Source organism: Mesorhizobium australafricanum, from assembly GCF_033977265.1.
GTDB classification, from domain to species: Bacteria; Pseudomonadota; Alphaproteobacteria; order Rhizobiales; family Rhizobiaceae; genus Mesorhizobium; species Mesorhizobium australafricanum.
Genome location: NZ_JAVIIT010000003.1, coordinates 89,166 through 112,647, shown reverse-complemented (window position 1 = coordinate 112,647; position 23,482 = coordinate 89,166). Strand labels below are relative to the sequence as shown.

The following is a 23,482-nucleotide window of genomic DNA, read 5'->3' as shown; positions in this document are numbered from 1 at the left end:
AAAAAGGCCGCTCTCACAGCGGCCTTTTTTGTTTAGATGAGCCGCTGGTTGACCAGCCGCGCCACCGCCTGTGTGCGATTCACGGCGCCGAGCTTGCGCCTGGCATTGTCGACATGGAAGCGCACCGTGGCTTCCGCGATGCCCAGGATCACCGAGATTTCCCAGTCGGTCTTGCCTTCGGCGACGAGCGCCAGGCTGTCGCGCTCGCGCGCCGTGAGTTTGACAGCGGGTGTCGGTGGCGGCGAGGTCAGGCTCATCAGCCGCTCGGTCAGGGCGAGGCCAGCCATATGGATGGCGAAACGCTCGTCCGGCGAAAAGTCCCGTTTGTGGAAGCCGAGATGCAGCGAAGCAATGGCGCCATCGGCGCCGTAGGAGGTGGCGCAGAGCGCGTCGTCGATGTTGGCTTCGCTGAACGCCTCCCAGTAAGAACCGTATAGCGCGCTGTCGCGCGGCGCGAAATCGCTGAAGCGGTAGCTCGTGCGGCTCTCGCGGATGGCGCCGAGCAGCGGGTTGCATTCGAAGCAGACATAGTTGAAGGCCGGGCTGCCCGACCAGCCGCTTGGCGCCAGCCTGGTGATGAAGCCGCCGGCCGCCCAATGACTGGCCGAAGTCAGGATTGCCGCCGGCCGCCGGTAGAGCCTTGTCTGCAGATAGGAGGCGCCGAAATCTTCCATCGCCGTGAAGAAGGCCACGCTGGCATCCCCGGCCGTAGGCGCCGCATACGCCGCTTCGACATGCGTCATCAATCGCGACAGCATCAGTCGCCCCAATTTCAACCCACCCGGCACGCACGGTCGCACGGGCCGTTCCATGCCGCAAGGCCGCAATCTCACGGCATCCGTCTGTCAACCTCGCGGTATCGGGAGGTTGATACGGTTTTCTGCTCGCGTATCAGGACGACGTGCCGTTTCGGTAAAACGGTGAACCGCTCCGGAGTTTCGGTCGGCGCTCCCAGGATTGCGAGCCGCCGCCAGATGCGCCCCGACATGGGGGCCGCTCTCGACCAGACGCCGCGGCGGCGGCGAAGGGGAGCGGAGCTTGGGCGTGGGGCCGTCGGGGCGCATCTTCGGCTCTTTACCTTGCCCATTTGGGGAGCATGCGATCTCCATCGGCTTGTGTAGCCGGGCGTCGGCGCTGGACGCGGCGCGTTCAATTGCGCATGGTCCGCCAGAGAGCCGGAATCGCGCCATGGACGTCGCCATCTTCATCCTCATCGTGCTCGCCTTCGTGACGCTGTCGGGCGCGCTGGTGCGGCTGGTGCGCGTGCCGCTGCCGGTGCTGCAGATCGCGATCGGCGCCGCCCTTGCCTGGCCGGCGCGCGGCATGCATGTCGAAATCGATCCGGAACTCTTCCTGCTGGTGTTCATTCCGCCGCTGCTGTTCGGCGATGCCTTTTCGGCGCCAAAGCGCGAGCTGATCGCGTTGCGCGGTCCGATCCTCGACCTTGCCATCGGGCTGGTCTTCTTCACCATCGTCGGTTTCGGCTACGCCTTGCATTGGCTGGTGCCGAGCATCCCGCTGGTCGTCGCCTTCGCACTTGCCGCCGTGCTGTCGCCGACCGACGCGGTCGCCGTATCCTCGATCGTCGACCGCAACATCGTTCCGGCGCGGCTGATGCACATATTGGAGGGCGAGTCGCTGCTCAACGACGCCTCCGGTCTGGTGATGTTCCGTTTCACCGTCGCGGCGGCGCTGACCGGCAGTTTTTCGTTTGCCGCGGCATCCCTGAGTTTCCTCTTTGCGGTCGCGGTCGGCATCCTCGCCGGCGTGGCGGCGCTGTTTATCGCGGCGAAGTCGCTGCAGGTCCTCGGCCGCATCACCAGCACGCCGGCCGAAGCGCAGGTGCTGGTCATGGTCCTATTGCCGTTTGTCGCCTACCTGATCGCCGAGCATTTCGGCGCTTCGGGCATTCTGGCGGCGGTCACCGCCGGCCTTCTCACCGGATACTCCGGCATCGTCCGCCACATGGCGGTCTCGGCGCGCATCCAGACGATTTCGCTCTGGTCGATGCTGATCTTCATGTTCAACGGCTCGCTCTTCATCCTGCTCGGCCTGCAACTGCCCGACATCATCCGCAAGGTGCCGCCGGAACTGACGACCCGGCACTGGCTGTTCGAGCCGGCATTGACCGTGCTGTTGCTCACGCTCTGCCTGATCGGCCTGCGCTTCGCATGGATCTGGATCGGCGACATGGGCGCCGTAGTGGCCGCACGGCTCGGCAAGCGCAAGGCCGAGCCCATCGGCTTTCGCGTCAGGCTTGCCGGCTCGATCGCAGGCGTGCGCGGCGCCGTCACGCTGGCCGGCATCCTGTCGCTGCCGCTCACCCTGCAGGACGGCTCGCCCTTTCCGGCCCGCGATCTAGTGATCTTCCTCGCCGCCGGCGTCATCATTTGCTCGCTGGCGATTGCCAGCCTCGCCCTGCCGACGGTCGCGCGCGGTCTCGTCGAACCTGGCCAGGATCCTGGTGCCGCCGAGGAACGCAAGGCGCGGGTCAGCGCCGCCAATGCGGCCATCGCCAGGATCGAAGGCCTCGCCAGCGACGGCAATGAAGGAGAGGCAGCGGAGATGAAGCTCGCCATCGCCGAGAGCGTCGCGTCCATCTATCGTCGGCGCATCTCGCTCTCCGACGGCGCCGACGAGGCGCGCGCCGAGGCCCGTGAGTCCGGCCGCATCGAGGTCGAGCTCAGGCTTGCCGGCATCGAGGCAGAGCGCGGCGAGCTGCAGGCCATGCTCCGCCGCGGCGACATCAATGACCATACGGCGCGCAAGCTGTTCACCGAGATCACCTTCTCGGAAGCGATCCTCAAAGGTCGCGAACCACGGGATTAGTGTCCGCTCGACCAGCCTTGGCGCAAACCGGCCAGCAAATTTCGCGCCGCAAACGTGGCGGGCGGAAAACAACTGTGTTAATGCGCGGCGACCTCGCAGACCTCCGGCCCCAAGGGAAAGCAAGCCATGTCAACAGCCGCGGCATCCTCCAGCAAATTCGAGTCCTTCTTCGAGACCACGCTTGCCGATGCCGATCCGGAAATCTTCGGCGCCATCCGCAACGAGCTCGGTCGCCAGCGCCATGAGATCGAGCTGATCGCTTCGGAAAATATCGTGTCGCGCGCCGTGCTCGAAGCGCAAGGCTCGATCATGACCAACAAATATGCCGAGGGTTATCCGGGCAAGCGCTACTATGGCGGCTGCCAGTTCGTCGACGTGGCCGAGGAACTGGCCATCGAACGCGCCAAAAAGCTCTTCGGCTGCAATTTCGCCAACGTCCAGCCGAATTCGGGCAGCCAGATGAACCAGGCGGTGTTCCTGGCGCTGCTGCAGCCCGGCGACACCTTCATGGGTCTCGACCTGAATTCGGGTGGCCACCTTACGCACGGCTCGCCGGTCAACATGAGCGGCAAGTGGTTCAAGGTCGTTTCCTACGGCGTGCGCAAGGAAGACCACCTGCTCGACATGGACGCGATCGAGAAGACCGCGCATGAGACCAAGCCGAAGCTGATCCTGGCCGGCGGCACCGCCTATTCGCGCATCTGGGACTGGAAGCGTTTCCGCGAGATCGCCGATGCGGTCGGTGCCTATCTGATGGTCGACATGGCGCATATCGCGGGCCTCGTCGCCGGCGGCGTGCATCCGTCGCCGCTGCCCCATGCCCATGTCGTGACCACGACGACGCACAAGTCGCTGCGCGGCCCGCGCGGCGGCATGATCCTGTGCAATGACGAGGAGATCGCCAAGAAGATGAACTCGGCGGTGTTCCCGGGCCTGCAGGGCGGTCCGCTGATGCATGTCATCGCCGCCAAGGCGGTGGCGTTCGGCGAAGCGCTGAAGCCGAGCTTCAAGGCCTATGCCGAAAGCATCGTCGCGAATGCCAAGGCACTGGCCTCCAGCCTGCAGGAAACCGGCCTCGACATCGTCTCGGGCGGCACCGACAACCACCTGATGCTGGTCGATCTCAGGCCGAAGAACGCCACCGGCAAGCGCGCGGAAGCCGCGCTTGGCCGCGCCAACATCACCTGCAACAAGAACGGCATCCCGTTCGATCCGGAAAAGCCGTTCGTCACGTCCGGCGTGCGTCTCGGCACGCCTGCCGGCACCACGCGCGGCTTCGGCCAAGCCGAATTCCGCGAGATCGGCAAGCTGATCGCCGAGGTGCTGGACGGGCTGAAGGTTGCGAATTCCGACGAAGGCAATGCCGCGGTCGAAGCCGCCGTCAAGGCCAAGGTCATGGCGCTGACCGATCGCTTCCCGCTCTACCCATATCTCGGTTGAGCCTCTCTGTCGGTTGCCCTCTGTCGGTTGACTGGGCGCCGCGCGTCATCTTTTATCCTTGCGCTTTGCGCCGCTCCTCGATCGGGCGGCGCGGCTTACCGGAGACTTGGATGATGCGCACTTTCCGTCCTGCCGCCCTGGCACTGTCCGCCTCGCTGGCCGCTTTCGCCATCTCCAGCGTGGTTGCGCAGGAGCAGACGCAGCCTGCCTCCGACATGCCGGCCACCAATACCTTCGGCAGGTGGACAACCATCATCGATATGCTCGACACCGGGCAGGACGCGCACAAGACCTGCGCCGCCTCGACCGCCTTCGTCGACGGCCTCGGCAATGCGGGCTCTCTGACGATGTCGATCTCGACCGGCGACGCGTTGCCGCCTGATGCGTACCCCGCCATCATGTTCATCGTCGACAACAAGACCCTGCCTACCGGCAGCAAGATCGCCGCGACATTCGGTGACCCTGGCGTGAAAGTTGCCGCGACCGTAACTTCCAACGCAGCCTCCGGTGGCCGGCCCAGCTGGATGGTCGACAACCAGGCCAAGACCAGCCTTGCCCTGCTGCGCGCCATGCGCAAGGTCACTTCGCTCGACGTGGTTTTCGGCAAGCAGGCCGTCGCCAGCATTCCAATGGATGGCTTCACCAAGGCCTATCGCAATCTGGGCACGTCCTGCGGTTTTCCGACCAAGGACGTTGCGCCCTGAGGCTGCTGGCCGTCGGGGGCAGGGCGCTGGCAATTGTGCTTGCGCCTCGCTATCTCTGATACCAAGGCTGCGCTTTGCCATGGCGGCAAAACGCACTAAGCCTTTCCGCATCCTGAGAATCGCCAAACCGAAAGCTTCCTATGCGCTGTCCCTATTGCCAGTCCGAAGATACGCAGGTGAAGGACTCGCGTCCCGCCGAGGACGGCGCCGCGATCCGCCGGCGGCGGGTGTGCCCTGATTGCGGTGGTCGGTTCACGACCTTCGAGCGGGTGCAATTGCGCGATCTCGTCGTCGTCAAGAAGTCCGGCCGCAAGGTGCCTTTTGATCGCGATAAGCTGCTGCGCTCGGTCGAGATCGCGGTGCGCAAGCGCAATGTCGATCCGGAGCGAATCGACCGTGCCGTCACCGGCATCGTGCGCCAGCTAGAAAGCTCCGGCGAAACCGAGATTGCCTCGGGCGAGGTCGGCAAGCTGGTCATGGAAGCGCTGAAATCGCTGGACGACGTCGCCTATGTCCGCTTCGCCTCGGTCTATCGCAATTTCCGCGAAGCCAAGGATTTTCACGAGCTGCTGGGCGAACTGAAGGGCGACGAGGAAAAGACCGAAGAGGAAGCCGGCTGATCATGGCGGGACCGCAACTGAACGAGGCCGCGCAGGCGGCCCTTGATCGCCGTTTCATGGCCGCGGCCATCAGGCTGTCGCGCCGCAATGCCGGCCGCACCTCGACCAACCCCTCCGTCGGCACCATCATCGTGCGCGACGACGGCGCCGGCCCGATGATCGTCGGCACCGGCGTGACGGCCGTCGGCGGGCGGCCGCATGCCGAGACCGAGGCGCTGGCCGAGGCCGGCGAGCTCGCGCGTGGTGCTACGGCTTACGTCACATTGGAGCCTTGCGCCCATCACGGCCGCACGCCGCCTTGCGCCAACGCGCTGGTCAATGCCGGCATCGCGCGCGTCGTTGGCGCGGCGAGCGATCCCGATCCGCGCGTCTCCGGCAAGGGCTACGCCATCCTGCGTGCCGCCGGTGTCGAGGTGGTGGAGAAGGTGCTGGCCACCGAGGCCGCCGAGCAGATGGCCGGCTATCTGACTCGTTCTCTGAAGAAGCGCCCGGAAGTAACTCTGAAGCTTGCGCTTTCGAGCGACGGCAAGATCGGCAGGAAGGGCGCCGGCCAGGTCGCCATCACCGGCGAGATCGCGCGGCGCGATGTCTATCTGATGCGCGCGGAGGCCGATGCCATCCTGGTCGGCATCGGTACCGCGCTCGAGGACGACCCGGCGCTGACCGTGCGTCTGCCGGGGCTGGAGAACCGCTCGCCGGCGCGCATCATCCTCGATCGGCAGATCCGGCTGCCGGAGACGTCCAGGCTGGTATCCGGAGTCGACCGCGTGCCGCTCTATATCGCCGCTTGCTTGGAGGCCGATCCGCATCGGCGGGCGGCGCTCGAGCGCGCGGGCGCGCGGTTCATCGGCACCGAGACATATGGGGGCGTCGTCGCCCTGCCGGAATTGCTCGAGGACCTTGCCGCGCTCGGCATGGCGAGCGTTTTGGTCGAGGGCGGCGCCAAGGTGGCCAAGGCTTTCCTTGAAGAAGACCTGGTCGACCGCATCGTCCTGTTCCAGGGGCCGGAAGCGATCGGCGAGGACGGCATTGCATCGCCCATCGACGCTGACCATATCCCGGCTGGGTTCCGTGAATTGCGCCGGATGCGCTTCGGCGAAGACAGCTATGCCGAGTGGGTGAGACCATGATCCCAAAAAGTGGGAACCGGTTTTTGGATCAAATCATGGTCAAAACGAAAGACGCTCTCTGATGTTTACGGGAATTGTCACGGATGTGGGCACCGTCGCTACGGCAAAGCCGCTCAGCGAAGGCGTCGGCCTGCGCATCGACACGGCTTATGATCCCGGGACCATCGCCATCGGCGCTTCGATTTCCTGCGGCGGCGTCTGCCTCACCGTCACGGCGCTCCCGGAACATGGCTCGAACGCACGCTGGTTCGAGGTCGAGGCCTGGGAGGAAGCGCTGAGGCTGACCACCGCATCGAACTGGAAATCCGGCACCCGGATCAATCTCGAACGGGCGTTGAAGGTCGGCGACGAACTCGGCGGCCACATCGTCTCCGGCCATGTCGACGGCACGGCGGAGATCGTCGAGCGCAAGGAAGAGGGCGACGCGGTTCGCTTCACGCTGGAAGCGCCTCGGCATCTGGCGAAGTTCATCGCGTCGAAGGGTTCGGTAGCGCTCGACGGCACCTCGCTCACCGTCAACAAGGTCGAAGGCACCCGCTTCGATGTGCTTCTGATCCATCACTCGCTGAACGTCACCACCTGGGGCGAACGTCAGGCCGGCGACCGCGTCAACATCGAGATCGACACCATGGCCCGCTACGCCGCGCGCCTGGCGGACGCGGCGAAAGAAGGGCTTTGACGGCGGCTTGAACTAACCGGCCATTGGCCGTACATTGTTGTCAGGAGAACGACAATGACGGCACAGCTGCCACGCGGCCGTGTTCGTGGCGAACGTCTGGAAACACGTGTCACGGCCGACCAGAAGAGTCTTATCGAGCATGCTGCGGCGCTACAGGGCCGCACGGTGACGGATTTTGTGCTGACCAGCGTCCAGGAAGCCGCCCGCCGTGCAATCGAGGAGCACGAGCGCTTGGAACTATCTGTCCGCGACAGCCGGGCCTTCGTGGATGCCCTCGTCAATCCGAAGCCTGTGAACGATCGCCTGCGCGATACAGTGCGTCGGTATCGCCAAGCCACTGGCATCTGAGGGTGACGGGCTCAACCGAGGCGTCTTTACGAGTTGAGGTGCTCGGTCCGCAGCACAACAGAAACGCATTCGAAAGCGGCGCGGAACCGCTCGATCGATATCTTCGAATACAGGCCGGACAAGATGCCCGCAAGAACATCGCGGCACCGTTCGTGCTGGTCTTGTCGGATGGAGCTGTCGCTGGTTACTACACGCTCTCATCGACTGCGGTGAATGTCGGCGAGTGGCCTGCCGAGACCGTGCGTAAGCTGCCGCGTTATCCGCTCATTCCAGCGACGCTGCTCGGACGCCTGGCCGTCGATCGACGACAACAGGGCAGGGGCTATGGCCGATACCTCCTGGCCGACGCCTTGCATCGGTCTCTCCGTAGTGAGATTGCATCGTACGCCGTGATTGTCGATGCAAAGGACGAGAGCGCATGCCGCTTCTACGAACGAGAAAGTTTCTTGCCATTTCCGGATCAGCCGATGAAGCTGTTTCGGCCAATGGCCGATATCGAGGAGCTGTTCAGATGAGAACGGAGACTACGACAGAGGGCGAGAATTCCAAGCGACTAGAGCGTCTGACCCGCGAAGCAATGGCCGATGTGGACGCCGGCCGTGTGGTGGATCAGGGAGTCGTCCTTGCCTGGGCCGAAAGCCTGGGTACCGGTTGTCCACTCCCCGTGCCGAACGCAAAGATGCGATAGACCAAGCGTCACCTCCGCCAATCTTCCACTTGCGATCAACCCGGCTTCGGCCTCCGCCAGCACAATTCACCCTTGAGCACGCTGCCCGCTCACCTTTGAGCACTGCTTCCCGCTTCACTTGTGCTCGCGCCCCTCGTAAGCTTTCACCTGGCCGGAGGGAAAGCCATGATCAACCCGTCGCAACAAGTCATGAGGCTGGGTTTCGGATTTGCCGTGTCACAGGCGCTGCGCGTCATTGTCGAACTCGGCATTCCCGATCTTCTGTCCTCCGCCGAGCAATCGGTTGAAGATTTGGCAGCCGCCACGAAGACGGATGCAGAATCGCTCTATCGCGTCATGCGGCTTCTGGCGCCTGAGGGGGTGTTTAGTGAAATTCGCCCTCGCCATTTTGCCTTGACGGACGTTGGCGCGGTGCTTCGCTCCGACCGGCCTGGACCGCGTGACTTCATCCGGATGATCAACAGCGAGGCCTATCTCGCCTTCGAGCAACTCATACATTCCGTCCGCACCGGAAAGCCGGCCTTCGACAAGGTGTTCGGAAGCCCGAGATTCGATTGGCTTTCGGCTCACCCGGAGCAGGCCGCGCTGTTTCAACGAGCCATGGTCGCCTTAGGCCAGGGCAGCAACGAGGCGGTCGCGGCTGCGTATGATTTCGGCCCATACCGGCGCGTTGTCGATGTCGGGGGCGGGCATGGGCAGCTTCTCTCGGCCATCCTTGCTCGCAATCCCCATTTGAGTGGGGTTCTTCTCGATCTGCCTTCGGGAGTGGCGGCGGCGCGCGCTGGAGCCGGAGGCGACCTGCCCCGCACCGACTTCGTCGCCGGTGACTTCTTCGACAGTGTCCCCGTCGGCGACGTCTATGTAATCAAAAGGGTGATCCACGATTGGGACGATGAACGCGCGGGGTTGATCCTGCGCCGTTGCCGCGAGGCCATGCCAGCGCATGGCAGGGTGCTCGTGGCCGAGACACTCGTACCTGCGGGCGACGAACCGGCCCAGATCAAGTCCATCGATGTGGTCATGCTCGCCGTAACCGGCGGCCGGGAGCGGACGAAGGCACAATTCGCCAGCCTGTTCGAAGGCGCAGGCCTGAAGCTCGAGCGGGTGATCGACACCCGAGCACCGATCTCGATCATCGAGGCTTCGCCTGCCTAGCCAAGGGCGTCCCAAAAGATCGCGCTGCGCAGTTTTCTTGAGCCCCAGCCCGTCGGGGATGAGAACGCCGGTGTCGGTTTGGCAATCTTGTGCTTGCGATCAACCCGGCTTCGGCCTAAGTCACCGGCAACCCCCCGGAGACTTTTATGGCTGGCACATCCCAACACGGCAAAGCGTTCATTCGCCCGAAGGCGAAGGCGCATCTGCTCATTGTCGAAGCGCGCTTTCACGACGATCTCGCCGACGCACTGCTCGAGGGCGCGACCGGCGCGCTCGACGAGGCCGGCGCCACCTATGACGTCGTCACGGTTCCCGGTTCGCTGGAAATACCGGCCGTCATCACCTTCGCGCTCGATGGCGCCGCCGAAGGCGGCACGCATTATGACGGCTTCGTCGCGCTCGGCACCATCATCCGCGGCGATACCTATCATTTCGACATCGTCGCCAATGAATCGAGCCGCGCGCTGATGGATCTATCGTTGCAGGAGGCAATCGCGATCGGCAATGGTATCCTGACCACGGAGAACGACGCGCAGGCATGGGCGCGTGCGCGCAAAACCGAAGGCGACAAGGGCGGCTTCGCGGCGCGCGCGGCGCTGACCATGATCGCGCTCAAAGAGAAATTCGGAGCCCAATCGTGAGCGATCCCGCCTCGACCGGAGCGGTGCGCCACGCCAACAAGCGCGGTGCCGCCCGTCTTGCCGCCGTCCAGGCGCTCTATCAGATGGATGTGGCCGGCAGCGGCGTCTTCGAGATCACGGCCGAATACGAAACCTTCCGTCTCGGCAAGGAAGTCGATGGCGCGCTCTATCGCGAGGCCGACGCGCAATGGTTCCGCGCCATACTGACCGGCGTCGTCGAAAACCAGAAGACCATCGATCCCGTCATCCGCCAGGCGCTGACCGAGGATTGGCCGCTGTCGCGGCTGGATTCGACGCTGCGCGCCATCCTGCGCGCCGGCGTCTATGAATTGATGAAGCGCGAGGACGTGCCGGTCGCCGTGATCGTCTCCGAATATGTCGACATCGCAAAGGCCTTTTACGAGGAAGACGAGCCGAAGCTGGTGAACGCCGTTCTCGATCGCGTCTCGCGCCAGGTTCGCGGCGAGGGTCGGGGCAAGGACGCTTCGTGACGACCGCAGCGGCCGCGGTCGCCGAGACCGGCAGGGAAGGGCGTCGCACCGCGGTGCTGCTTGCCGCCGCGCAGGCGATCGTCGGTTCGGCCGCTCCGATCGCCATTTCGCTGGGCGCGCTTGCCGGTCAATACCTGCTCGGTCCGGACAAGTCGTTGGCGACGGCGCCGGTCACCGGCTTCAATCTCGGCGTGGCGCTCGGAGCCTTGCCGGCCGCCGCCATCATCCGCCGGCTCGGCCATCGCGGCGGCTTCATGACCGGCACCATCGTCACCGCGCTCGGCGGCTTGATAGCGACGCTTGCGCTTTTCCAGGCAAGCTTCTGGCTGTTCGCCTTCGGCCTCTGCGTCATCGGCGCCGGCGGCGCTTTCGTCCAGCAGTTCCGCTTCGCCGCCGCCGACAATGCGCCGCCAGAGTTCAAGGCCCGCGCCATCTCCTTCGTGCTGGCCGGTGGCATCATCACCGCCATCCTCGGCCCGCAGATCGTCATCTACACGCGTGAATTGCTGGCCCCGGTGATGTTTGCCGGATCCTTCGCCTCGATCCTGCCGCTGGCGGCGGCCGGCGCGCTCATTCTGTCGTTTCTGAGTGTTTCCTCCCGGACGAGCGCCGTTGCTGAAACCGCTGCAAGCGACGCCCGGCCGCTGGCTGAAATCGTCACTCAGCCGCGTTTCGTCGCCGCGCTGTTCTGTACCGTCGGCAGCTACGCGCTGATGAGCTTCGTCATGACCGGCGCGCCGCTCGCCATGGTCGGCTGTGGCCTCTCGGAAGACAATGCGACGCTTGGCATTTCCTGGCACGTCATGGCCATGTTCGGGCCGAGCTTCTTCACCGGTTCGCTGATCCATCGCTTCGGCGCCGAGCGCATCGTCGCCGCCGGCCTCGTCCTGCTGATCGGCTGCGCCGCCGTGGCGCTTTCCGGCCTGGCGCTGTGGCAGTTCTGGACGGCGCTGATCTTGCTCGGGCTCGGCTGGAACTTCGGCTTCATCGGCGCCACCGCCATGGTAGCGTCCAGCTACCGGCCTTCCGAGAAGAGCAAGGTCCAGGGCTTCCACGACTTCGTCCTGTTCGGCTCGGTCGCCTTCGCCTCGCTGATGTCCGGCGCGATCTACAATGCCTGGGGCTGGACCATGCTGAACTGGATCGTCTTCCCGGTCGTCCTGCTTTGTTTTGTCGCGCTCGGCACTTTGAAAATGGTGGGTGCCGCGAAATTTTGAAGAAGCGGCCGGACCAGTTCTTCCGGCCGCCAGGACGGCGTGCCCGAAACGGCCAGCGTCATGCATCCGGCGGGAGCACCTGGAGGACCCGCGCGATGAACATGTGGAACTCGTCCATGTAGTTGCGCAGGAATGTTTCGGTGGTCTCCACCGTCACCTCGCCATCGTCGGTGATCAATCCCGGGGTAAACTGAATGTAGGCTTCGGGAGAGTTCATCTGGGGTGCGTTGCAGAAGCTCAGGACGCTGCGCAGGCTCTGCTGGGCGACCGCGGTCGCGATCGCGCCGGGCGACGTTCCGATGACGGCGGACGGTTTGCGGGAAAAGGAGTTCTTGCCGTAAGGGCGGCTCGCCCAGTCGATTGCATTCTTCAGGCCGCCGGGGATCGAGCGGTTGTACTCCGGCGTGACGAAAAGCACCGCCTGGACGGACGCGATGGCTTTCTTGAACTCCAGCGCGACCGGCGGAAAGTTGGCGTCATAATCGTAGCTGTAGAGTGGCAGGTCCTTGAAGGGGATTTCCGTCAGTTCAAGTTCCGGCGGCGCCAGTTTTACGAGGGCCTTCGCAAGCTTGCGGTTGATGGACCCCTTGGCAAGGCTGCCGATGAGGTAGCCGACTTTATGTTTGGCCATGACATACTCCCGTGTTGGCCGCCGACCCCGCCGTTCCTAATATTCCCCAGAACAGGGCAGGCCGCCAGCCGGCCTTAGGTCGGCGTCATATTATGGCGGGTGGAACAGGGCCTTGGCCCCGGCTGAACAAAATTATTGCGCGTGTCCTCCTAGTTATGAAACCGTGTACCCCGACTGGCCATTATAGCCGTGCTCATATGCGACCACCGGATTCTCGGTTCATAGCAAGGGATTTTCACAATGTTTTCAATCAGAAAGATCGCTTTGGCGGCGATCGCGCTCGGCATCACCGCCGCTTCGGCCAGTGCCCAGGTGGTTGTCTCCTCGAAGATCGACACGGAAGGCGGCGTGCTGGGCAACATCATCCAGCTCGTGCTCAACGCCAACAACATCAAGACCACCGACCGCATCCAGCTCGGCGCGACGCCGGTCGTGCGCAAGGCGATCAGCGCCGGCGAGATCGACATCTATCCCGAATACACCGGCAATGCCGCCTTCTTCTTCCAGAAGGCCGACGATCCGGTCTGGAAGGATGCCGCCAAGGCCTATGAAACCGCCAAGAAGCTCGACTACGACGCCAACAAGATCGTCTGGCTGTCGCCGTCGCCGGCCAACAACACCTGGGCGATAGCGCTGCGCAAGGAAGTGGCCGACGAGAACAAGCTCGCCACCCTCACGGACTTCGGCAAATTCGTCGCCGGCGGCGGCAAGGTCGTGCTCGCGGCTTCCGCCGAGTTCGTCAATTCGGCGGCAGCGCTTCCGGCCTTCCAGACGACTTACGGCTTCACGCTGAAGCCCGACCAACTCATCACGCTCTCCGGCGGCGATACCGCGGCGACCATCGCCGCCGCCGCCAACCAGACCAACGGCGCCAACGCCGCCATGGTCTATGGCACCGATGGCGGGATCCAGCCCTCCGGCCTCGTCGTGCTCGGGGACGACAAAGGCGTGCAGCCGGTTTACCAGCCCGCGCCAATCATCCGCGAAGAGGTCCTGAAGCAGCACCCCGAAATCGAGGCGCTGCTGAAACCGGTCTTCGCCAAGCTCGATCTCGTCACGCTGCAGGAGCTCAATGGCCGCGTCCAGCTGGGCGGCGAACCCGCCAAGGGCGTGGCGGAGGACTTTTTGAAGAAGAACGGGTTCTTGAAGTAGCAAGTCTACCTTGAAAACGCCGGTGCGAGGCACCCCCCTCTGTCCTGCCGGACATCTCCCCCTCAAGGGGGGAGATTGGCTGTTGCCGCCTCCCGCTTTCTTCTTTACCCCAGGTGATTGGCGCAAGCTTTCGCGACATCTGATCTCCCCCCTAGAGGGGGAGATGTCCGGCAGGACAGAGGGGGGTGCCTCGCGCAAACGCTCCTCATGACCCTCCGCCTCGACAAGCTCGGCATCGTCATCGCCGCGATCGTGGCTTATGCCGCGCTCCTCGCACCCTTTGCCACGTTCCGCGCCAACCGTATCGTGCCCGGACAGGCGCGCTCGATCCTCGATGCGTTGCCGGCGACGCTTGGCATGCTGATGCTGGCGATCGTGATCGTGGGCGCCATCGTTGCCCTGCTTAGGACGCCGCTTGTGCTCAGGCTGGCCGCCAGCATCGTTGCGCTGGTCGCGCTGTCGGTCCTCATCGGCGTCGCCGGCGGTTTCCTGACGCCGGCCGGCAACACCTTCGCCCGCGTCGCCCCGGCCTCCGGTTTCTGGCTGCTGATCTTTGCCTTCACATTGCTCCTGGCCGATGTGCTGACACGGCTGAACCTGTCGCCCTGGGCGCGTGTCGGCGCGCTGGTGCTTGCCGCGCTCGCCATCGCCGGGCTGCTCGTGTCAGGACTTTGGGACAGTCTCTCCATCCTCAAGGAGTACGCCGGCCGCGCCGACAGTTTCTGGGCTGAGGCTTCCAAGCACGTTACGCTGGCGCTTGGCTCGCTGGCCGGCGCGGTGATTGTCGGCATACCGCTCGGCATCCTTTGCCATCGCATCGAGAAGCTGCGGGCGGGCGTCCTCAATGTGCTCAACATCGTCCAGACCATTCCGTCGATCGCGCTCTTCGGCCTGCTGATAGCGCCGCTCGGCTGGGTCGCCGTCCACGTGCCCGGTGCCGCCGCGATCGGCATAAGGGGCATCGGCACCGCGCCGGCCTTTGTTGCCTTGTTCCTCTATTCGCTGCTGCCGGTGGTGGCCAACACCGTGGTCGGGCTGGCCGGTGTACCCCGCGCGGCCAACGACGCCGCGCGCGGCATGGGCATGACCGATCGCCAGCGCCTGCTCGATGTCGAGTTTCCGCTCGCCTTTCCGGTGATCCTGACCGGCATCCGCATCGTGCTGGTGCAGAATATCGGCCTTGCCACCATCGCCGCGCTGATCGGCGGCGGCGGCTTCGGCGTGTTCGTGTTCCAAGGTGTCGGCCAGACGGCGATGGATCTCGTTCTGCTCGGCGCGCTGCCCACCGTGGCGCTGGCCTTTGCGGCGGCCATCATCCTCGACGCGGTCATCGAGATGACCGCCACCAAGCGCAGGGTAGTTGAAACGGCATGATCGAGATCGAAGGCATCACCAAGCGCTATGACGAGACGACGGTGGTCGACAATGTCTCGATGGTCATCGAGCCGAGCACCATCGCCACCATTGTCGGCACATCGGGATCCGGCAAGACCACGCTGCTCAGGATGATCAACCGGTTGGTCGAGCCGACCTCGGGCGCGATCAAGCTCGACGGCACCGACAACCGCTCCGTGCCCGGTTATCAGCTGCGCCGAAGCATCGGCTACGCCATCCAGGGCCACGGCCTGTTTCCGCATCGCACGGTGGCGCAAAACATCGCCACCGTGCCGCTGCTGCTCGGCTGGGACAGCGATCGCATCAAGGCGCGGGTCGACGAGCTGATGACGCTCTACCAACTCGACCCCCAGGCCTATGGCCCGCGTTATCCGCACGAGCTTTCCGGCGGCCAGCAGCAGCGCGTCGGCGTTGCCCGCGCGCTTGCCGCCGAACCCAACGTGCTGTTGATGGATGAACCCTTCGGCGCGCTCGACCCGATCATCCGCGCCAAGGCGCAGGAGGACCTGCTGGCGATCCAAAAGCGCTTCGGCACCACCATCATCCTTGTCACCCACGACATGGAAGAGGCGGTGCACATGGGCGACAAAATAGCGGTCATGGACGCCGGCAAGCTGGTGCAATACGCAAAGCCGGCCGAGATTCTGGCCAGACCGGCGAGCGGCTTCGTCGAGACATTGGTCGGCGCCGGCGAGAGGCCGTTCCGGCTGCTGTCGCTTGGCCACGTGCGCGATGCCGTGGAGCCGGGTGGCGCCGAAGGCGAAGCGATGCCCTGCGACGCCACGCAGCGCGACGCGCTGGCCGAGCTCTTGTGGTCGGGCCGCCCCGCGCTGCCGGTGAAAGACGCCGACGGCAAGCTGCTTGGCCGCGTCACCGTCGAAGGCCTGGTGAAGCGCGCGGCGAGGCCGCAATGAAAGCCTGGCTGCCCGCGCTGCTGAGGCTAGTTGTCCTGGTGCTGCTGGTGGTCTTCGTCACCAGCCCCAGCTGGTTCGAGCCGCTGCTGAAACCGCTGACCGAGAATGGCGCGCCGGCAATCTACAACCAGGGCAGCCTGTTGACGCTGACCTTGCAGCATCTGCGAACAGTGCTGATCGCAACGGTGGCGGCGACGATCGTCGCGGTGGCGCTGGCCATACTGGTCACCAGGCCGGCCGGTGCCGAGTTCCTGCCCTTGTCGCGCAGCCTGGTCAATATCGGCCAGACCTTCCCGCCGGTTGCCGTGCTGGCACTTGCAGTGCCGGCTGTCGGTTTCGGCGAGAAGCCGACGCTGATCGCGCTCTTCCTTTACGGGCTCTTGCCGATCTTCGAGAATGCGCTGACCGCGCTCACCACGCTGCCGGGCAACGTGATGGAAGCGGCGCGCGGCGCCGGCATGACCGGTTGGCAAAGGTTGATGAAGGTCGAGTTGCCGTTGAGCGCCCCGGTGATCCTCGGCGGCATCCGGCTCTCGGTGGTCATCAGCCTCGCCACCGCAACCATCGGCTCGACGGTTGCCGCCAAGACGCTTGGCGAGGTGATCATCGCCGGCCTTATCTCGAACAATCTTGCCTTCGTGCTGCAAGGCGGGCTGATCGTCGCTGCGCTTGCGGTATTGATCTATGACGGCCTGTCGGCGATCGAACGCTACGCCGCGCGCCGGATGGGGCAGGGGGCGGAGTAGGAATGTTCAGACATCAGTTTCGCTGATATTCGCCATCTTCAGAAGATGGCGAACGAGACCTGTTTTGAGTGGCTTGTTGCCATGTATAGGAATGGAAAGACGTACAATGCTTCCCTCCTTTCCGTAAATGTGATGGCTGCCCGCTATTCGCAGAAGTTGCCAGCCTCGCCGCTCGACGGCCCTCGCCAGGTCTTTACCTGAAATGGATTTCAAACTGCGATTTCCACCACCCTGCCGGGTACTGAAGTGACCGAAGAGGGCAGCTCAACGGAAAGGCAGCCTTCAATCGCCTCACGCAGATTTGCCAAGAGTTCGTCCAGCGTTTCTCCTTCGGTCGCGCATCCCGGAATGGCTGGAACCTCGGCCCAGAAGCCACCTTCTTCCGCTTCGTGAACGATAGCTTTGAACTTCATTGATCAACTCCTGTCCCATCTGGAAGATATGCTTGCCAGTGAGGATTTGCAAAGCGTCCATCTCCCAGCGTCGCTAGCCTTCCCGCGACCGGACGTAGCGTCATTTCAATCGATCTAAAATCAGGCCCGCGCTGGCACAACAATTCCTGCCCTCTTCTTTTGGGCGAAAGCCGGGCAAAGACCGAACAATATCTTGACGTTCCAAGCCCTGTTTCGCATACACCCCAACCAAGGGGTGGATTCCGCGCGCGGCATCATCCCCGTTCCAACGGCCCAGGGAGGGGTTCTTTTGGGCCATCAATCGAGGAAAATCCGGCAATGACCATCATTACCGCCGTCATCGCCTGCGGCTTGCTGTCAGTTCTGTACGCCATCTGGGCGACACGTTCGGTCCTTGCGTCCGATCAGGGCAATCAGCGCATGCAGGAAATCTCCGCCGCCATCCGCGAAGGCGCCCAGGCCTACCTGGCGCGCCAGTACACGACCATCGCGGTCGTCGGCATCGTCGTGCTCCTGCTTGCCTGGTGGCTGCTTTCGATCACCGCCGCTATCGGCTTCCTGATCGGCGCAGTGCTCTCGGGCGCCGCCGGTTTCATCGGCATGCATGTCTCGGTGCGCGCCAATGTGCGCACCGCGCAGGCCGCTTCGAACAGCCTTGCAGCCGGCCTCGACATCGCCTTCAAGTCGGGCGCCATAACCGGCATGCTGGTGGCGGGCCTGGCGCTGCTCGGCGTCTCGATTTACTACGCCATCCTGACCGGTCCGATGGGACTGCAGCCGAATGACCGCGTCGTTATCGACTCGCTGGTTTCGCTCGGCTTCGGCGCCTCGCTGATCTCGATCTTCGCCCGTCTCGGCGGCGGCATCTTCACCAAGGGCGCCGACGTCGGCGGCGACCTCGTCGGCAAGGTCGAAGCCGGTATCCCGGAAGACGATCCGCGCAACCCGGCCACCATCGCCGACAATGTCGGCGACAATGTCGGCGACTGCGCCGGCATGGCCGCCGACCTGTTCGAGACCTACGCGGTGACGGTCGTCGCCACCATGGTGCTTGCCGCCATCTTCTTCGGTGGCACTGCGGCTCTCGGCGCGGCCATGCTTTATCCGCTGGCCATCTGCGGCGCCTGCATCCTGACCTCGATCGTCGGCACCTTCTTCGTCAAGCTCGGCTCCAACGGCTCGATCATGGGCGCGCTTTACAAGGGCCTGATCGTCACCGGCCTGCTGTCGATCGTCGGTCTTGCCATCGCTACCTCGGCAACGGTCGGCTGGGGCGAGGTCGGCACCGTCGCCGGCATCGCCATCACCGGCAAGAACCTGTTCATCTGCGGCCTGATCGGTCTCGTCGTGACCGGGCTCATTGTCGTCATCACCGAATACTATACCGGCACCAACAAGCGCCCGGTAAATTCGATCGCCCAGGCATCGGTGACCGGCCACGGCACCAACGTCATCCAAGGCCTTGCGGTATCGCTGGAATCGACGGCGCTGCCGGCAATCGTCATCGTCGGCGGCATCATCGCCACCTACCAGCTCGGCGGCCTGTTCGGCACCGCGATCGCCGTCACCACCATGCTCGGCCTTGCCGGCATGATCGTGGCGCTCGACGCCTTCGGCCCGGTTACCGACAATGCCGGCGGCATTGCCGAAATGGCCGGACTGCCCAAGGAAGTGCGCCACTCCACCGACGCGCTCGACGCCGTCGGCAACACCACCAAGGCGGTGACCAAGGGCTATGCCATCGGCTCCGCCGGTCTCGGCGCCCTGGTGCTGTTCGCCGCCTACTCGAACGACCTCAGGTTCTTTGCCGCCAACGGCGACAAATACCCCTACTTCCAGGGCATGGGCGAGATCTCCTTCGATCTCTCCAACCCGTATGTCGTAGCCGGCCTGATCTTCGGCGGCTTGATCCCCTATCTGTTCGGCGGCATCGCGATGACCGCCGTCGGTCGCGCAGCCGGCTCGATCGTCGAGGAAGTGCGCAAGCAGTTCCGCGAGGACAAGGGCATCATGGCCGGCACCTCGAAGCCGAACTATGCGCGCGCCGTCGACATCCTGACCAGGGCGGCGATCCGGGAAATGATCATCCCGTCGCTGCTGCCGGTCCTGGCGCCGCTCGTCGTCTATTTCGGCGTGCTGCTGATCTCGGGCTCGAAGGCCTCGGCCTTCGCGGCGCTTGGCGCCTCGCTGCTCGGCGTCATCGTCAACGGCCTCTTCGTCGCCATCTCGATGACTTCCGGCGGCGGCGCCTGGGACAACGCCAAGAAGTCGTTCGAGGACGGCTTTACCGACAAGGACGGCGTCAAGCACCTGAAGGGCTCCGAGGCGCACAAGGCCTCGGTCACCGGCGACACCGTCGGCGACCCCTACAAGGACACCGCCGGCCCGGCCGTCAACCCGGCGATCAAGATCACCAACATCGTCGCGCTGCTTCTGCTCGCCGTGCTCGCGCACGGCTAATGCATGTCGCCCAGAAGTTGCAGCGATTCTGGGACAACGACATGCGTCAAAACAAGGACTTAAAGCGCGTCGCCTGAATCCGGTTCAGCGCGACGCGCATTAATCGCGGCGGCTATTCATTCCAGGACAAAGCCCTCGGGAGCGATCCCGCGGGCTTTGTTTTTCGGCATGACATCCTTGATGCATTCCGTATCTAATGCATGTCGCCCCGAAGTGTACGCGGTTCTGGGACAACGACATGCATAAAAACAAGGACTTAAAGCGCGTCGCCTGAATCCGTTTCAGCGCGACGCGCTTTAAGTGGGCACTCAGCTGGCTTCTGGCTTTTCTGTGCCATGGCGATAGCGGGTCAGCAACTCATCGGCGTCTGGTTCTCGCTCGGGCATTGGCGGCAAGCCGCGTTTCTGGCGCAGCATGGCAATGAACGCGCCGCGGCGATGTTGGCGGCGGAAGGTACGCGCCCGCGGATGTATGCCTAGGGCAGCCAGAAGCCTGCGTTTGAGGTAGCGGGAGCGCTTGAGGGGAGTAGGTTCCTCGGCGTTGCCAAGAATCCTGGCGCGCAACGCGTCTGGCGCGTCCATCGCGTCCATCAGTTCTTCCTGCTCCTGCGCCGTATCTCGCGCATAGCTGCCTTCGCGCTTGCCCGAATGCAGCATGAGCACGGTCAGATGGGGCATCGTTGCGATCACCGCACCCTTGCGCCAGGCACGGAACAGCCAGTCCTGGGAACTTTCGCAGACGCACTGGCTGGCCGGGCGCCATGGCCCAAGCCTTGGCAGTGACGTCCGACGGATCATTCGCGCAGAGCCGAATCCGACTGTGGTGACGGGGTCATAGAAGCCGTCCCGCCCCATCCCGAGTATCATATGTCTGGAACCATTGCTCGCGGCCGATTCGATGACCGCACCACGGGCGATCACCACATCGGCACTGGTGGCGTCGATCCAGCCGCTCATGGATGTCAGATGGTCGGGAAACCAGAGGTCGTCATGGTTCAATATGGCAACGAAACGGCCGCGGGCTCTGGCAAAGCCGATATTGTTCGGCCCCGACTGCTCGCCGAAGTTCACGGGAAGATCGATATAGGAGATGCGGGCGTCGCCGAAAGCGGCGACCGTGGTCGCGGTCTCCGACCGGCACGCGTCGCCGATGACTATGGCTTCCCAGTCCTGCAGGGTCTGACCAACGAGGCTCCTCAGGGCTTGATGCAGCACCGCCGGACGATTGTGCGTCGCTATGACGACCGAGACCAGCGGTTCGATCGGTCCAGTTGGCGCGCGCTGGCCAGCCCGTTCCACGCTACACCAGCTTGTAGGGGATCTGGTCGGTATCGAGGGGCAGCCGCCAGTGATCGGGTGCGTCATAGGCGTAGGCCTTGTCGACGAGATTGAGCACCAAGGCCGTCTCGGGCCCCAGGGAAGCGATGCCGTGCCAGATGCCCGGCGGAATGATGACGATGGCGGGCCTGACCGCTCCGACAATCTTGTGCCAGACCGCGCCGAACGTCGGCGAGGCCTTGCGACCGTCGAACAGCGAAATCCGAACGCTGCCTACCGAGCAAAAAAGCCGGTCCGTGGTGACGCCATGAGCATGCCATCCGCTCACTCCGCCGGGATAAAGACTGCGCTGAAAGACCTGCCCGACGGGGAGCCCATCCAGACCCCATTCCTCACGAAAGACTTCGGTGAGATAACCGGTCGAAGTCGCGACAGGTCGGATTTCCTTGAACGTCACGCCGTCGATCGCCGGCGCATCGACGGCAAGCCAGTCGGATGTCACGGTCTGGTGGTCAGGCGTGCCCGTCGCCATCCAGCCTTGTGGTATAATACGATCGCTGTCGCTCATATCCTGCCCCCGGAAATCGCCGCGACGTCATACGTGGCCAGATGAGCATAAGCAAGCGCAGCCGACTTGCCTTCGGCCGGCAGCAAAAGACCCGCCAATGGCGGGTCTTGTCTATCCAGGCTGCAGGGGTGAGCAAACTCAGGGCGTGCCGCCACCGCCACCCGGGATGCCGGGCGCCAGCTTGCTGGCGCCGTTGATGACCTGGCTGAGGAAGTTCTGGTCCTTGCCGCCGGTCGGCGTTGTCCTCGAGATGAAGTCGAAGACCTTGCCGTCCTTCAGGCCGTAATTTGCGATCTGGGTGACGCGGCCGTCGGCACCGAAATAGACCGCCAGCACATGCTGGTCGATGATGCGAGGATTGTCGAAGGCGACATAGCGCTTGCGCGTTTGCGAGATGTAGTAGAAGGCCTCGTTGTCGAAGGTCGCCGTCGTCGACGGCGTGCCCAACGCCAGAATCACCTGCTCGCGGCTGGAGCCTACCGGCACCGAATCGATGGCCTGCTGGTCGATGACGTAGCCTTTCGTCAGCGTTTCGCTTGGATGGAGATCGCCGAACATCTTGGACGAATTGCAGGCAGAAAGCGCTGATACCACAATCAGCAGCGAAGCCACGCCCACTGGGGCGGGCGCAAAGAACGACTTGAATTTCAGCGCACCCAACAACAATTCTCCATGACATCCCCGCAACTTGCGCTGGGCCGCAAAACCGGTAAACCAGCTTGCATGCCGATGCAACAAGGCCAAATCAAACAACAGGTCCCCGGGAGACCGCCCTCAATGTTCCAGCGCCTTTTTGGCCGCGAACGCAATGCCAACCGCGCCATCACCGACGCGCTCTACGCACAAATCGTGGCGGCGGCGCGGCAAACGGTGTTTTATTCCGACTGGAATGTGCCGGATACGCCGCTTGGCCGCTTCGAGATGCTGTCGCTGCACATGTACCTCGTCCAGCACCGCCTGCATGGCGAGCAGGGTGCTGCGGCCGAGGTCGCGCAAGTGCTGATCGACGAGTTCTTCCTCGATGTCGAGCATTCGCTGCGCGAGCTTGGCATCAGCGATGTCGGCGTGCCCAAACGCATGAAGAAGCTGGCAAAGATGTTTTACGGTCGCACGGCCGCTTATGACGATGCCCTCAAGCAAGACGACCGCGCGGCGCTCGCGGCGGCGCTTGCCCGCAACGTCAGGCCGGACGCCGGCCCCTGGCCGCAGGCACCGCTGCTGGCGGACTATGTTTGCCAGGCCTCGCAAAAGCTTGCCGCGCAGCCGGCCGAATCGATCGCCGCCGGCACGGCCGCGTTCCCGGCTGCCGGGGCGGCGTGAGGAGGCGATGATGAAAGACGCCGAATTACGCAGCCCGGTATCCTTTATCGCCAATGTCGCGCGGCTGCCGCAAAAGGGCCTGCCTGTCGTGGTCGTAGCCGATGAGCGCCAGCGCGAAGCGCTTGCCGCCGAACATGACTTGCTTTCGGTCGAAAGCTATCGCGCCGAGCTGCTCGTAGCCTCCTGGAGGCGCAACGGCGTCAGGCTCACTGGCCGCGTCGAAGCCGACATCACACAGGCCTGCATCGTGACCCTGGAGCCGGTAACCGCCCACATCGACGAGCCGGTCGAAGCGTTGTTTCTGCCCGAGCAGTCGAAGCTTGGGCGCGAGGGCTTCGAGGGCGGCGGCGAGATCATCCTGGACGCCGACGGACCGGACAGTCCAGAGACATTTTCCGGCGAAACCATCGACGTCGGCGCGCTGGCCGAACAATTTTTCGGTCTGGCGATCGACCCCTATCCGCGCAAGCCGGGAGCCTCTCTCGACGTCGCTGGTGACGACCAGCCCGAGGAAAGCGAATTCCACAAAAAGCTGCGTTCGCTGCTTGGAAAATCCTGAGAGTGGTCCGGATTTTGGAAAAGTTGGTTGTGCGCAGGCGCAAAACCGCTATTTTCGCCGAACCTTCGCGAGCCCCCTTACCTTGGCAGGCGCCCCCCGCAAGCC

The 23,482-nt window shown here is 64.0% G+C and carries 27 protein-coding genes; 20 read left to right on the top strand and 7 right to left on the bottom strand.

From position 1 onward, the window contains the following. Positions 1–32 precede the first annotated feature (32 nt). Positions 33–758: a helix-turn-helix transcriptional regulator gene (locus tag RFM98_RS07425; protein WP_320308257.1), complete on the bottom strand. Its 726-nt coding sequence runs from the start codon at positions 756–758 to the stop codon at positions 33–35. Between the two features lie 430 nt (positions 759–1,188). Between RFM98_RS07425 and RFM98_RS07420 the strand changes: the two genes are divergently transcribed. The 13 genes from RFM98_RS07420 to RFM98_RS07365 all read left to right on the top strand — a co-directional run bounded on the left by RFM98_RS07420 (position 1,189) and on the right by RFM98_RS07365 (position 11,942). Then, positions 1,189–2,829 (top strand): Na+/H+ antiporter, encoded by a 1,641-nt coding sequence (locus tag RFM98_RS07420; protein ID WP_320308256.1) that lies wholly within the window; start codon positions 1,189–1,191, stop codon positions 2,827–2,829. 126 nt (positions 2,830–2,955) lie between these two features. Then, entirely contained in the window at positions 2,956–4,269 is a 1,314-nt protein-coding gene (gene glyA, locus RFM98_RS07415; protein ID WP_320308255.1) for a serine hydroxymethyltransferase, read from the top strand. Between the two features lie 113 nt (positions 4,270–4,382). After that, the gene (locus RFM98_RS07410) at positions 4,383–4,973 is read left to right on the top strand and encodes a hypothetical protein (protein ID WP_430682279.1); all 591 of its coding nucleotides are present in this window, start codon (positions 4,383–4,385) and stop codon (positions 4,971–4,973) included. 140 nt (positions 4,974–5,113) lie between these two features. Beyond that, positions 5,114–5,593 (top strand): transcriptional regulator NrdR, encoded by a 480-nt coding sequence (gene nrdR / locus RFM98_RS07405; protein ID WP_320212264.1) that lies wholly within the window; start codon positions 5,114–5,116, stop codon positions 5,591–5,593. Between the two features lie 2 nt (positions 5,594–5,595). Next, positions 5,596–6,723, top strand: coding sequence for a bifunctional diaminohydroxyphosphoribosylaminopyrimidine deaminase/5-amino-6-(5-phosphoribosylamino)uracil reductase RibD (gene ribD, locus RFM98_RS07400; protein WP_320308253.1), 1,128 nt, complete (start codon positions 5,596–5,598; stop codon positions 6,721–6,723). 61 nt (positions 6,724–6,784) lie between these two features. Next, entirely contained in the window at positions 6,785–7,402 is a 618-nt protein-coding gene (locus RFM98_RS07395; RefSeq protein ID WP_320308252.1) for a riboflavin synthase, read from the top strand. A gap of 54 nt (positions 7,403–7,456) precedes the next feature. After that, the gene (locus RFM98_RS07390; RefSeq protein WP_320308251.1) at positions 7,457–7,750 is read left to right on the top strand and encodes a type II toxin-antitoxin system TacA family antitoxin; all 294 of its coding nucleotides are present in this window, start codon (positions 7,457–7,459) and stop codon (positions 7,748–7,750) included. A 38-nt stretch (positions 7,751–7,788) separates the two neighbouring features. Continuing rightward, positions 7,789–8,265 (top strand): GNAT family N-acetyltransferase, encoded by a 477-nt coding sequence (locus RFM98_RS07385; RefSeq protein ID WP_430682267.1) that lies wholly within the window; start codon positions 7,789–7,791, stop codon positions 8,263–8,265. Continuing rightward, a complete protein-coding gene (locus tag RFM98_RS31545) occupies positions 8,169–8,438 on the top strand; it encodes a CopG family transcriptional regulator (RefSeq protein WP_502572758.1) in 270 nt (89 codons plus the stop codon). Before RFM98_RS07385 ends, RFM98_RS31545 begins: the two co-directional genes overlap by 97 nt. 165 nt (positions 8,439–8,603) lie before the next feature. Next, positions 8,604–9,593 carry a methyltransferase gene (locus RFM98_RS07380; RefSeq protein WP_320308249.1) on the top strand — a complete coding sequence of 330 codons (990 nt, stop codon included), beginning with the start codon at positions 8,604–8,606 and terminating at the stop codon, positions 9,591–9,593. Between the two features lie 146 nt (positions 9,594–9,739). Continuing rightward, on the top strand, positions 9,740–10,234 hold the full coding sequence (gene ribH, locus RFM98_RS07375) for a 6,7-dimethyl-8-ribityllumazine synthase (RefSeq protein ID WP_320308248.1): 495 nt from the start codon (positions 9,740–9,742) through the stop codon (positions 10,232–10,234). Continuing rightward, a complete protein-coding gene (nusB, locus tag RFM98_RS07370) occupies positions 10,231–10,725 on the top strand; it encodes a transcription antitermination factor NusB (RefSeq protein WP_320308247.1) in 495 nt (164 codons plus the stop codon). The genes ribH and nusB overlap by 4 nt, the downstream gene beginning before the upstream one ends. Next, a complete protein-coding gene (locus RFM98_RS07365) occupies positions 10,722–11,942 on the top strand; it encodes an MFS transporter (protein WP_320308246.1) in 1,221 nt (406 codons plus the stop codon). The genes nusB and RFM98_RS07365 overlap by 4 nt, the downstream gene beginning before the upstream one ends. Positions 11,943–12,000: 58 nt before the next feature. On the opposite strand, the gene RFM98_RS07360 is transcribed toward RFM98_RS07365, so the two are convergent. Next, positions 12,001–12,573 carry an NADPH-dependent FMN reductase gene (locus RFM98_RS07360; RefSeq protein WP_320308245.1) on the bottom strand — a complete coding sequence of 191 codons (573 nt, stop codon included), beginning with the start codon at positions 12,571–12,573 and terminating at the stop codon, positions 12,001–12,003. 240 nt (positions 12,574–12,813) lie between these two features. On the opposite strand from RFM98_RS07360, the gene osmF reads away from it, so the two are divergent. From osmF to RFM98_RS07340, 4 genes are all read left to right on the top strand, one after another. After that, the gene (osmF, locus tag RFM98_RS07355) at positions 12,814–13,725 is read left to right on the top strand and encodes a glycine betaine ABC transporter substrate-binding protein OsmF (protein ID WP_320217503.1); all 912 of its coding nucleotides are present in this window, start codon (positions 12,814–12,816) and stop codon (positions 13,723–13,725) included. A gap of 207 nt (positions 13,726–13,932) precedes the next feature. Beyond that, positions 13,933–15,099, top strand: coding sequence for an ABC transporter permease (locus RFM98_RS07350; RefSeq protein WP_320308244.1), 1,167 nt, complete (start codon positions 13,933–13,935; stop codon positions 15,097–15,099). Then, positions 15,096–16,034: an ABC transporter ATP-binding protein gene (locus RFM98_RS07345; protein ID WP_320308243.1), complete on the top strand. Its 939-nt coding sequence runs from the start codon at positions 15,096–15,098 to the stop codon at positions 16,032–16,034. Before RFM98_RS07350 ends, RFM98_RS07345 begins: the two co-directional genes overlap by 4 nt. Then, on the top strand, positions 16,031–16,780 hold the full coding sequence (locus tag RFM98_RS07340) for an ABC transporter permease (protein ID WP_320308242.1): 750 nt from the start codon (positions 16,031–16,033) through the stop codon (positions 16,778–16,780). The genes RFM98_RS07345 and RFM98_RS07340 overlap by 4 nt, the downstream gene beginning before the upstream one ends. A 6-nt stretch (positions 16,781–16,786) precedes the next feature. On the opposite strand, the gene RFM98_RS07335 is transcribed toward RFM98_RS07340, so the two are convergent. Both RFM98_RS07335 and RFM98_RS07330 read right to left on the bottom strand, forming a co-directional pair. After that, positions 16,787–16,993 carry a type II toxin-antitoxin system HicA family toxin gene (locus RFM98_RS07335; protein ID WP_320308241.1) on the bottom strand — a complete coding sequence of 69 codons (207 nt, stop codon included), beginning with the start codon at positions 16,991–16,993 and terminating at the stop codon, positions 16,787–16,789. Next, positions 16,990–17,193 carry a type II toxin-antitoxin system HicB family antitoxin gene (locus tag RFM98_RS07330; RefSeq protein ID WP_320308240.1) on the bottom strand — a complete coding sequence of 68 codons (204 nt, stop codon included), beginning with the start codon at positions 17,191–17,193 and terminating at the stop codon, positions 16,990–16,992. The genes RFM98_RS07335 and RFM98_RS07330 overlap by 4 nt, the downstream gene beginning before the upstream one ends. Positions 17,194–17,511: 318 nt before the next feature. On the opposite strand from RFM98_RS07330, the gene RFM98_RS07325 reads away from it, so the two are divergent. Further along, entirely contained in the window at positions 17,512–19,653 is a 2,142-nt protein-coding gene (locus RFM98_RS07325; protein WP_320217499.1) for a sodium-translocating pyrophosphatase, read from the top strand. A 308-nt stretch (positions 19,654–19,961) separates the two neighbouring features. Here RFM98_RS07325 and RFM98_RS07320 read toward each other — a convergent pair whose 3' ends face one another. The 3 genes from RFM98_RS07320 to RFM98_RS07310 form a co-directional block, all read right to left on the bottom strand. Next, positions 19,962–20,951, bottom strand: a complete 990-nt coding sequence (locus RFM98_RS07320) for a glycosyltransferase family 2 protein (RefSeq protein WP_320308239.1) — start codon at positions 20,949–20,951, stop codon at positions 19,962–19,964. A 1-nt stretch (position 20,952) separates the two neighbouring features. Beyond that, on the bottom strand, positions 20,953–21,462 hold the full coding sequence (locus tag RFM98_RS07315) for a dTDP-4-dehydrorhamnose 3,5-epimerase family protein (RefSeq protein WP_320308238.1): 510 nt from the start codon (positions 21,460–21,462) through the stop codon (positions 20,953–20,955). A gap of 174 nt (positions 21,463–21,636) precedes the next feature. Beyond that, complete coding sequence (locus RFM98_RS07310; protein ID WP_320308237.1) at positions 21,637–22,158, bottom strand: outer membrane protein assembly factor BamE; 522 nt, start codon at positions 22,156–22,158, stop codon at positions 21,637–21,639. A gap of 117 nt (positions 22,159–22,275) precedes the next feature. On the opposite strand from RFM98_RS07310, the gene RFM98_RS07305 reads away from it, so the two are divergent. Both RFM98_RS07305 and RFM98_RS07300 read left to right on the top strand, forming a co-directional pair. Continuing rightward, a complete protein-coding gene (locus RFM98_RS07305; protein WP_320217495.1) occupies positions 22,276–22,818 on the top strand; it encodes a ubiquinol-cytochrome C chaperone family protein in 543 nt (180 codons plus the stop codon). Positions 22,819–22,828: 10 nt separating this feature from the next. Then, on the top strand, positions 22,829–23,377 hold the full coding sequence (locus RFM98_RS07300) for a YceD family protein (protein ID WP_320308236.1): 549 nt from the start codon (positions 22,829–22,831) through the stop codon (positions 23,375–23,377). Positions 23,378–23,482: the final 105 nt, after the last annotated feature.

Coding starts and splice junctions, on each gene's coding strand:
- RFM98_RS07395 (WP_320308252.1), top strand. CDS start 6,785: ATGTTTACGGGAATTGTCACGGATGTGGGCACCGTCGCTACGGCAAAG.
- RFM98_RS07425 (WP_320308257.1), bottom strand. CDS start 758: ATGCTGTCGCGATTGATGACGCATGTCGAAGCGGCGTATGCGGCGCCT.
- RFM98_RS07315 (WP_320308238.1), bottom strand. CDS start 21,462: ATGGCGACGGGCACGCCTGACCACCAGACCGTGACATCCGACTGGCTT.
- RFM98_RS07305 (WP_320217495.1), top strand. CDS start 22,276: ATGTTCCAGCGCCTTTTTGGCCGCGAACGCAATGCCAACCGCGCCATC.
- RFM98_RS07345 (WP_320308243.1), top strand. CDS start 15,096: ATGATCGAGATCGAAGGCATCACCAAGCGCTATGACGAGACGACGGTG.
- nrdR (WP_320212264.1), top strand. CDS start 5,114: ATGCGCTGTCCCTATTGCCAGTCCGAAGATACGCAGGTGAAGGACTCG.
- RFM98_RS07360 (WP_320308245.1), bottom strand. CDS start 12,573: ATGGCCAAACATAAAGTCGGCTACCTCATCGGCAGCCTTGCCAAGGGG.
- RFM98_RS07350 (WP_320308244.1), top strand. CDS start 13,933: ATGACCCTCCGCCTCGACAAGCTCGGCATCGTCATCGCCGCGATCGTG.
- RFM98_RS07300 (WP_320308236.1), top strand. CDS start 22,829: ATGAAAGACGCCGAATTACGCAGCCCGGTATCCTTTATCGCCAATGTC.
- RFM98_RS07410 (WP_430682279.1), top strand. CDS start 4,383: ATGCGCACTTTCCGTCCTGCCGCCCTGGCACTGTCCGCCTCGCTGGCC.
- RFM98_RS07325 (WP_320217499.1), top strand. CDS start 17,512: ATGACCATCATTACCGCCGTCATCGCCTGCGGCTTGCTGTCAGTTCTG.
- ribD (WP_320308253.1), top strand. CDS start 5,596: ATGGCGGGACCGCAACTGAACGAGGCCGCGCAGGCGGCCCTTGATCGC.
- osmF (WP_320217503.1), top strand. CDS start 12,814: ATGTTTTCAATCAGAAAGATCGCTTTGGCGGCGATCGCGCTCGGCATC.
- RFM98_RS07380 (WP_320308249.1), top strand. CDS start 8,604: ATGATCAACCCGTCGCAACAAGTCATGAGGCTGGGTTTCGGATTTGCC.
- RFM98_RS07390 (WP_320308251.1), top strand. CDS start 7,457: ATGACGGCACAGCTGCCACGCGGCCGTGTTCGTGGCGAACGTCTGGAA.
- RFM98_RS07330 (WP_320308240.1), bottom strand. CDS start 17,193: ATGAAGTTCAAAGCTATCGTTCACGAAGCGGAAGAAGGTGGCTTCTGG.
- RFM98_RS07420 (WP_320308256.1), top strand. CDS start 1,189: ATGGACGTCGCCATCTTCATCCTCATCGTGCTCGCCTTCGTGACGCTG.
- RFM98_RS31545 (WP_502572758.1), top strand. CDS start 8,169: ATGCCGCTTCTACGAACGAGAAAGTTTCTTGCCATTTCCGGATCAGCC.
- glyA (WP_320308255.1), top strand. CDS start 2,956: ATGTCAACAGCCGCGGCATCCTCCAGCAAATTCGAGTCCTTCTTCGAG.
- ribH (WP_320308248.1), top strand. CDS start 9,740: ATGGCTGGCACATCCCAACACGGCAAAGCGTTCATTCGCCCGAAGGCG.
- RFM98_RS07340 (WP_320308242.1), top strand. CDS start 16,031: ATGAAAGCCTGGCTGCCCGCGCTGCTGAGGCTAGTTGTCCTGGTGCTG.